The following is an 8257-nucleotide window of genomic DNA, read 5'->3' as shown; positions in this document are numbered from 1 at the left end:
TACTCCGATGAACAGCCGATACGTCCCATCGAGGATATGTCAATAAGCTGCCGCAGTCATTGCATATGTCCTCCCGATGCAAAGCATAAATGTACGGAACGCCGTGACATTCCCGGAAGTACTGCTTTTGTGCCTGCCGTTGCGGGACTGCTTATTGCAGGTGAAGTAGTGAGGGATATATGCAGGGTGTAATAATAAGAAATGCCGATATAAGCGATCTTGACGCCGTAACGGAATTGGAAAGCCGTTGTTTTCCTATAGCGGAGGCAGCCGACAGAAAGGCATTTGAACTCAGACTGAGGAAATATCCCGAATGTTTTTGGACAACGGAAAATGACAAGCAAATAATATGCATGATAAACGGAATGACGACTTATGAAAAAGACCTGTGCGATGAAATGTATGAAGATTCCGAACTGTATGCCCCCGACGGAAACTGGCTGATGCTGTTCGGAGTTGCTGCACTTCCCGAATATCAGCATAAAGGTTATGCCTCACAGCTTATGTGGTATGTAATTAATGAAACAAGCAAACAGAAACGTCGTGGAATAGTTCTCACCTGTAAAGAAAAACTTATTCCGTTCTATGAGAAGTTCGGCTATGTAAGCGAGGGTATTTCAGACTCCGTACACGGAGATGCAGTATGGTATCAGATGCGGCTGACGTTCTGATATAACTTTTTTCTATAATCTGCAATGGCTTTTTCGAATTGGACAAACCGTTTTTTCGGTGCTATAATAAAGCCATACCAAACGAAAGGAGCGGTAAGAAATGAAAAATAAAATAGTCTGTATGCTTGGGATGCTCCGCTCTATCGTGAGAGGTAGAGACCGAATGTGCAGCACAGGACGATGTAAAAATTTTGCTGAAACCATTAAGTGTATAACCTCCTAAAAAGTACATTTAAATGAATGACAAACAGCTTCTTCGGTAACGGAGAAGCTGTTATTTTATCCGATAAGGAGCTTTTTATGACTTTACAACAAATAAATTATCTGCTTACTATTGCTGAATCAAGATCCATGAACAAAGCCGCTGAAAAGCTGTATATCGCTCAGCCAACCCTGACAGGTGCTGTAAGAGATGTTGAAAATGAAATTGGTATATCCGTATTTCACCGAACTCATAAAGGTGTAACTCCTACAATAGAGGGTGAGGAATTCCTCAGACGCATAAAAAAAGTTTATCAGCAATATGAGGAAGTAATGGAATATTACGGCGATGATACCGAATACCGCCGTAAATTTGCAGTTTCCATGCAGCATTACTCATTTGCCGTAAAAGCCTTTATAAAAATGGCAAGACATTACGACTCAAATCAGTTCGACCTTGCACTAAGAGAGACTAAGACCTTAGATGTTATAAAAGATGTTAGCTCTCTGAAAAGTGAGATAGGTATAATCTATACCTGTGAAGCCAATCAGCGAGTTATCAATAAATTGCTTAAAGAGAATGAACTGGAGTTCACTCCGCTTATAGAATGTCCTGCAAGTGTATATCTTGCAAGGTCACACCCACTTGCAAACGAGAAAGAACTGACATTTGAACAGCTTGAACCATATCCGTGTTTATCCTTTGAACAGGGTGGCGAATCCGATATATTCTTTGCTGAGGAGATACTCATAGAACACGCATATCAGAAAACAGTTAAGGCTACCGACCGTGCAACCATGATGAACCTTATGGCAGGTCTAAACGGATATACTCTGTGTTCGAGCATATATTCCGAAAAGCTGAGTGGTGACCAGTTTCTTGTCATACCGTTCAAGGATGATGACAATACAAAAAGTCTTATGACAATAGGCTATATCACTAAGAAAAACTGGGAACTCAGCAGCATGGGTGAACAGTTCATTGATGAAATACATAGGGCATTGAAAACAACTGAATAAGGCATTACCGTCTGATAAAAAATCAGGCGGTTTTTTGTTGTTAACTGAGGTTATCAGTTTTTCTGAGAATAGTGTCTCATAAATCGGTATTGGACATGCCTACTAAACCTATGTATAATATAAACATAGCTTAAAGCAAAGGAGCAGAGATAATGGCAAAAAAAATAAATCTCGAAATGACCAGCGTTGAGAACCGTGAAATGCGTCTCGGTACTATCATCGCATGGGACGGAGCTGCCTCGGATCTTGTAAAGGAATCGGATTATGAAGGCAGAAAAGAAAAAAAGAAAGGCAATGATATTCCAAAGGGAAAACAAGGCGGCTGCTGCGGTAACGGCAGTAAAGCCTGTCGTTTATGCGAACTGAAAACACCGCTCAATCAGCAGACCATGTGTGCTAATGCTATCGTGGAATGTCAGATAGGAAACCTTACAGACTGCATACTCATACAGCATTCTCCCATCGGTTGTGCAGCAGACAATGCGTGGTTCAATCTTGCTTTCAAAATGGGACTTACCCGCAGACATAAACCTGTACAGAATCTTAAAATATTCTGTACCAATCTTCTTGAAAAAGACATGGTATTCGGTGCAAGCGACAAGCTGAGACAGGCTATCAGAGATGCAAAGGAGCGTTTTGCTCCCAAAGCGATATTCATATCAATGGCTTGTGCAACTGCGATAATCGGTGAAGATATCGACAGTATAGCAGATGAAATGGAACCCGAAGTCGGAGTGCCGATAATACCGCTCCACTGTGAGGGATTCCGTTCAAAGCACTGGAGCACAGGTTTTGATATCTCTCAGCATGGTGTTGCACAGAAGATAGTAAAGAGGAACCCGAAGAAGCAGAAAGACCTCATAAACATAGTTGCACTATGGGGTACGGACTACTTCACGGATATCCTCAAACCGCTGGGACTCCGTGTGAACTATATGATCGACTGTGCCAATTACGATGAACTTGCTCAGGCATCCGAGGCTGTTGCAACTTCAACATTCTGTCATACTCTCGGTTCGTATATGGCAACGGTACTGGAACAGCATTTTGGCGTTCCGCAGATAGACGCTCCTCAGCCTTACGGCTTTGCGGGAACTGACGCATGGCTCAGGGCTATTGCAAAAATAGTCGGCAAGGAAAAAGAAACGGAAGAATATATCAAATCAGAGCATGAAAGAGTAATGCCGAAAATACTTGAACTGCGTGAAAAGTTCAAGGGCGTGAAAGGATTTGTCATGACAGGTTCTGCTTATGCACACGGTCTTATATCTGTACTGCGTGAGCTTGGCATAGAAGTTGACGGCTCGGTTGTATTTCATCATGATCCCGTTTATGACGGTGCGGCAGAGAACCAGAATTCGCTGAAACATCTTGTTGACAACTACGGCGATATTCCGAATTACACAGTCAGCAAAACACAGGCATATCAGCTGCCGCAGGTATTCCGCAGAGTAAAGACGGATTTCGTTATTATCCGTCATCAGGGACTTGCTCCCGAAGCCGCAAAGCTGGGTATCCCTGCACTTGCAATGGGCGATGAACATATCCCCGTAGGCTATGACGGCATGATAAGAACAGGAGAGATTCTCCTTGATATACTTGCAAGAAAACGTTTCAATCAGGTGCTTCAGCGTCATGTTGAACTGCCGTATACAAAATGGTGGCAGTCGCAGGACGATCCGTTCATACTTTCAAAAAAGCCTGAAATTTTAGATAAGGCTCTCAGTGCAAAACTCAAAAAGAAAGGTGCATAAAAATGGCAGAAACTAAGACAAAAAGCGGTACGATAGTTCATCCGCATTACGGCTGTACAGTAGGTGCAGCATATACAGTAGCAGCAATAAAGGGTGGTGTTCCTATAGCAAACTGCGGTCCGGGATGTATGTACAAGCAGTTCTTTCTTATCAGCTTTGACAACGGATTTCAGGGCTCGGCAGGTGCAGGAGGAGGAAATATCCCAAGTGCAAATGTTGGCGAAAATGATATCGTATTCGGCGGTACAAAAAAGCTTGATGATCTTATCAGATCTTCTCTTGCGGTACTGAAAGGCGATCTGTATGTAGTCCTTACAGGCTGTTCGGGAGAGCTTATCGGTGACGATGTGGAAAGCGTAGTAAGAAAATACCGTGAACAGGGATTTCCGATAGTATGTGCCGAAACCGGAGGATTCAAGGGAACCAATCTCACAGGTCACGAAATTGTTGTGGAGTCTATTATAAATCAGTATGTGGGTGACTATGACGGCGAAAAAGAACAGGGACATGTAAATCTCTGGTTTGATGTTCCGTACTTCCATCAGAACTGGCGTGGTGATTATCTTGAAATTGTCCGCATACTCAGAGCATCGGGCCTTAAAGTGAATGTCCTTTTCGGCCCACAGAGCGGAGGTGCAAAGGAATGGAAGAATATCCCGAAAGCACAGTTCAATCTTGTCATTTCTCCGTGGGTAGGCTTAAAGACAGCAAAACTGCTTGAAAGGAAATACGGTCAGCCATATCTGCACATTCCCGAGATACCAATAGGAGAAGAAGCAACAACTGCATTCATACGTCAGGTAGTTGAGTTTGCAGGGATAGACAAGAAGAAGTCGGAAAAATTCATAAAAGAAGAATCTGAACTTTACTATTATTTCCTTGAACATTTTGCAGAATTCTTCTCGGAATACTGGTTCGGACTTCCTTCGCAGTTTGCAGTTATCGGAGACAGTTCATATACACTTGCATATACGAAATTCCTTGCATCGCAGATAGGCATGATACCTGTAAAACAAATAATCACAGACAATCCTCCGCCGAGATATCGTGAGAAAATTGCTGAATACTTCCATAATTTAGCGGAAGATGTTGCGGTTGACCCCGAATTTATCGAGGACGGATATCTTGTTGAGGAATCACTGAAAAATACGGATTTTGGTACGGGAGTACCTCTTATTCTCGGCACAACATGGGAGACTGATGTTGTAAAAGAGAAAAACGGTCTGCTTATAGAAGTAGGTCCGCCGACAACCGAAGAGGTTGCAATAAACAAGACCTATATAGGTTACCGTGGAGCATTTACGCTCCTTGAAAGGATATATTCAGCCGCAGTAGGCGGTAAATAATGAGGTGATCAGATGGCATATCGGATAGCGATAGCCTCAACTGACGGAATAGTTGTAAATCAGCATTTCGGTCATGCAGAGAGATTTCATATTATTGAGATAGACGATGAAAAAAAGACATATGATTATATCGGAACAAGGGAATCCGAGCGTGTCTGTCAGGGACACTATCATCACGATTCTTCATTTGATAAAGTAATAAACGTACTAAGCGATGTTCATGCAGTACTTGTTGCAAAAATAGGACAAGGAGCATCGCAGCAGCTTGAAAGCCGAGGACTTACGGTGTATGAAGCACCTTTTCCTATCGAGCCGCTGATTGAAAAGATAATAAAAGATAAATTGTGGGAGGTGGACAAATGGCAATATCCTACGAAGAACTGACTGACAAGCACCCTTGCTACGCAAGAGGAAAGAAAGGCACAACAGGCAGGATACATCTTCCTATAAGCCCCACCTGCAATATTGAATGCCGATTCTGTGACAGACGTATCAACGATTATGAAAAGCGTCCCGGAGTTGCATCAACGGTAATAAAACCAAATGAGGCAATTGATGTAATCAGGAAATCACTGGAACTATGCCCGGCCATAAAAGTTGCCGGAATTGCAGGTCCGGGTGATACACTTGCTTCGGATTATGCACTTGAAACGTTCAGACTTATAAAGAAAAACTTCCCGGATTTAGTGAAATGTATGAGTACAAACGGACTTCTCCTTGCTGAAAAAGCCGATGAGATAATTGCTGCTGATATAGATTCACTGACGGTCACTGTCAATGCTGTTGATCCCGAAATTGAGGCGAAACTCAACCGTGGCATACTGTGGCACGGAAAGCATTATACAGGCGTTGAGGCTGCCGAAATTCTCATAAAAAATCAGCTTGAAGGCATAAGAAAAGTCAGTGCGGCAGGCATTACAATTAAGGTCAATACAGTGCTTGTGATCGGCATAAACGACGAGCATATCGAGGAGATAGCGAAGACTGTAAAAGCGGCAGGAGCGTCGATTTACAATATTATTCCTCTTATCCCTCAGAATGAACTGAAAGACTATCCCGAGCCGACCTGTGCTCAGATCGAGAGCGTCAGGGCTAAGGCTGCAAAATATATTGATGTATTCAGGCATTGTCAAAGATGCCGTGCGGATGCAATAGGTGTTCCCGGTGAAAAGGACTACGGCGATCAAATCTATTTAAAGCGTATCGCACATAAGGATACATTCTCGCACGGATGACGTTTTCATGCCCACAGGAGCTTTATCCTGCACTGCATCGCTGCGTTATTTCTCTGCTTGCAGCGATGCAGTTTATCCTCAATAAAAAGCTGTTAGCTTTTATCGATGGCTAACGTAAAGATTTTGAAAATACAAGAATGAAAGGAATAAATCAAAAATGGCTAAAGAAATCAGACAGATCGCAATATACGGAAAAGGCGGTATCGGAAAATCCACCACAACCCAGAATCTCACAGCAGGACTTGTTGAACGCGGCAACAAAGTAATGGTCGTAGGATGTGACCCGAAAGCGGACTCAACAAGACTTCTTCTCGGCGGACTTGCACAGAGAACAGTTCTTGATACTCTTCGTGAAAGCGGTGAGGACATTGAACTTGAAGATATCCTCAAGGAAGGCTATGGCGGTACTCGCTGCGTTGAATCAGGCGGTCCTGAGCCTGGTGTAGGCTGTGCAGGACGCGGTATCATTACTTCGATAGGACTTCTTGAAAGACTTGGTGCATACACTGATGACCTCGATTATGTATTCTATGACGTTCTCGGTGACGTTGTGTGCGGCGGCTTTGCAATGCCTATCCGTGAGGGCAAAGCAAAGGAGATTTACATCGTCGCAAGTGGTGAAATGATGGCTCTCTATGCTGCAAATAACATCTCAAAAGGTATTGCAAGATACGCCAAACAGGGCGGTGTACGCCTTGGCGGTATCATTTGCAACAGCCGTAATGTTGACCGTGAGCGTGAACTTGTTGCCGCATTTGCAAAGGAACTGGGCACTCAGCTTATTCATTTTGTTCCCCGTGACAATGAGGTGCAGAGAGCTGAGATTCACAAGAAAACAGTTATCGACCATAAACCAGATGCACATCAGGCTGACGAGTACCGTGAACTTGCAAGAAAGATTGAGGAGAACACACAGTTCGTGATCCCGAAACCGCTTACACAGGAACGACTTGAAGAAATCCTCCTTGAATATGGTCTGCTTGACGCACTTGAAGACAACTATCATATCTGAGGTGATACGTTTTGAAAATTGATATTGACAGAGTTGAAACAGTAACTCCGCAAACGCTTATCGGTGACCTTGTGTTGTTTCATCCCGAAACAGCCGAACTGCTTTTCAGCATAGGTCTGCATTGTCTCGGATGCCCCTCATCTGGAGTTGAAACTGTTAGTAATGTAGCGGACGTACACGGACTTGATACAGAAAAGTTGGTTTCGCAGCTTAATGATATTATAAAGAAATGAAAGTAATATAGCCTGTTTTTATAACGGACGATCGATAATCAGGATTGGACAGAATAAAGAATACAGGTTATAATATATACATACCCAACAGGAAAGGAGCTGTACAAATGGTAACAAGTAAGAATTCCATACAGCACATTTTCCGCTCAGTGCTCATTTGTACAGAGCGGATGTAGAAAGCTGGACGATGTTGAAGAAACTGCGTTTTGAATAATCTCCTAAAAAATATGTGCCATAGAAATATAAAAAAAATGATAGTTATGATATTAAAGAGTTCCAGTAGCTTTATCAAAAAGGTGTTTGACAGTGATATGTATTCCATTAGTACAGAAACAGGGAGAGTGATATTTGATCCCCGAACATTTTCTGATGACAGTGTCATAACTGATAACGAAAAAGAAAAATAAGTGATTCGCCCGAACTTCCATTAGGTTCGGGCGGTGTTTATGATAATATATTTTTATATGAACATCAAAAAAATGGCATTAAGGCCTTAACATATTGCACAAAAAGATGAATGCACTACACTTTGGTCAACTAATTGTTGTCTACGTTATCCTCAAAAAGAACTACTGCATCATGATTATTGACAAAGCTGTTTATCTATGATATAATCCCAAATTCAGAAGTTAAAGAAGACAAAGCGCCTTCCAAACAACGTAGATACGTTGAAAGGAAGGCGCTTGATTTTTTCTTCAACTTGAAGATTTTGACGTAATGTTTTTTCGTTCCTTGGAAAGTTTTAAAATATGATTCATCTGAGACTTCTTGATGATTTCAAAATC

Annotated in this window: 8 protein-coding genes and 1 pseudogene; all 9 read left to right on the top strand. The window is 42.4% G+C overall.

Going from position 1 to position 8257, the window contains the following annotated elements; all coding sequences use genetic code 11:
- Positions 1-192, top strand: a pseudogene (locus J6U00_RS02940) (tRNA threonylcarbamoyladenosine dehydratase); the annotation flags it as partial.
- Positions 180-671, top strand: coding sequence for a GNAT family N-acetyltransferase (locus J6U00_RS02935; RefSeq protein ID WP_296578625.1), 492 nt, complete (start codon positions 180-182; stop codon positions 669-671). The pseudogene J6U00_RS02940 and the gene J6U00_RS02935, both read left to right, overlap by 13 nt.
- 300 nt (positions 672-971) lie before the next feature.
- Entirely contained in the window at positions 972-1892 is a 921-nt protein-coding gene (locus J6U00_RS02930; RefSeq protein ID WP_296578624.1) for a LysR family transcriptional regulator, read from the top strand.
- Between the two features lie 152 nt (positions 1893-2044).
- Positions 2045-3646: a nitrogenase component 1 gene (locus J6U00_RS02925; RefSeq protein WP_296578621.1), complete on the top strand. Its 1602-nt coding sequence runs from the start codon at positions 2045-2047 to the stop codon at positions 3644-3646.
- A 2-nt stretch (positions 3647-3648) separates the two neighbouring features.
- The gene (locus J6U00_RS02920) at positions 3649-4992 is read left to right on the top strand and encodes a nitrogenase component 1 (RefSeq protein ID WP_296578619.1); all 1344 of its coding nucleotides are present in this window, start codon (positions 3649-3651) and stop codon (positions 4990-4992) included.
- Between the two features lie 12 nt (positions 4993-5004).
- Positions 5005-5376, top strand: coding sequence for a NifB/NifX family molybdenum-iron cluster-binding protein (locus J6U00_RS02915; RefSeq protein WP_296578616.1), 372 nt, complete (start codon positions 5005-5007; stop codon positions 5374-5376).
- The gene (locus tag J6U00_RS02910; RefSeq protein ID WP_296578613.1) at positions 5352-6227 is read left to right on the top strand and encodes a radical SAM protein; all 876 of its coding nucleotides are present in this window, start codon (positions 5352-5354) and stop codon (positions 6225-6227) included. Before J6U00_RS02915 ends, J6U00_RS02910 begins: the two co-directional genes overlap by 25 nt.
- Before the next feature lie 157 nt (positions 6228-6384).
- On the top strand, positions 6385-7239 hold the full coding sequence (gene nifH / locus J6U00_RS02905; RefSeq protein WP_296578610.1) for a nitrogenase iron protein: 855 nt from the start codon (positions 6385-6387) through the stop codon (positions 7237-7239).
- Between the two features lie 11 nt (positions 7240-7250).
- Entirely contained in the window at positions 7251-7472 is a 222-nt protein-coding gene (locus J6U00_RS02900; protein WP_296578606.1) for a DUF1858 domain-containing protein, read from the top strand.
- Positions 7473-8257: the final 785 nt, after the last annotated feature.

The sequence above is a fragment of the Ruminococcus sp. genome, assembly GCF_017650195.1.
GTDB lineage: Bacteria > Bacillota > Clostridia > Oscillospirales > Ruminococcaceae > Ruminococcus.
The sequence above is the reverse complement of the archived record's forward strand: the minus strand, read 5'-3'. Positions and strand labels throughout refer to the sequence as shown.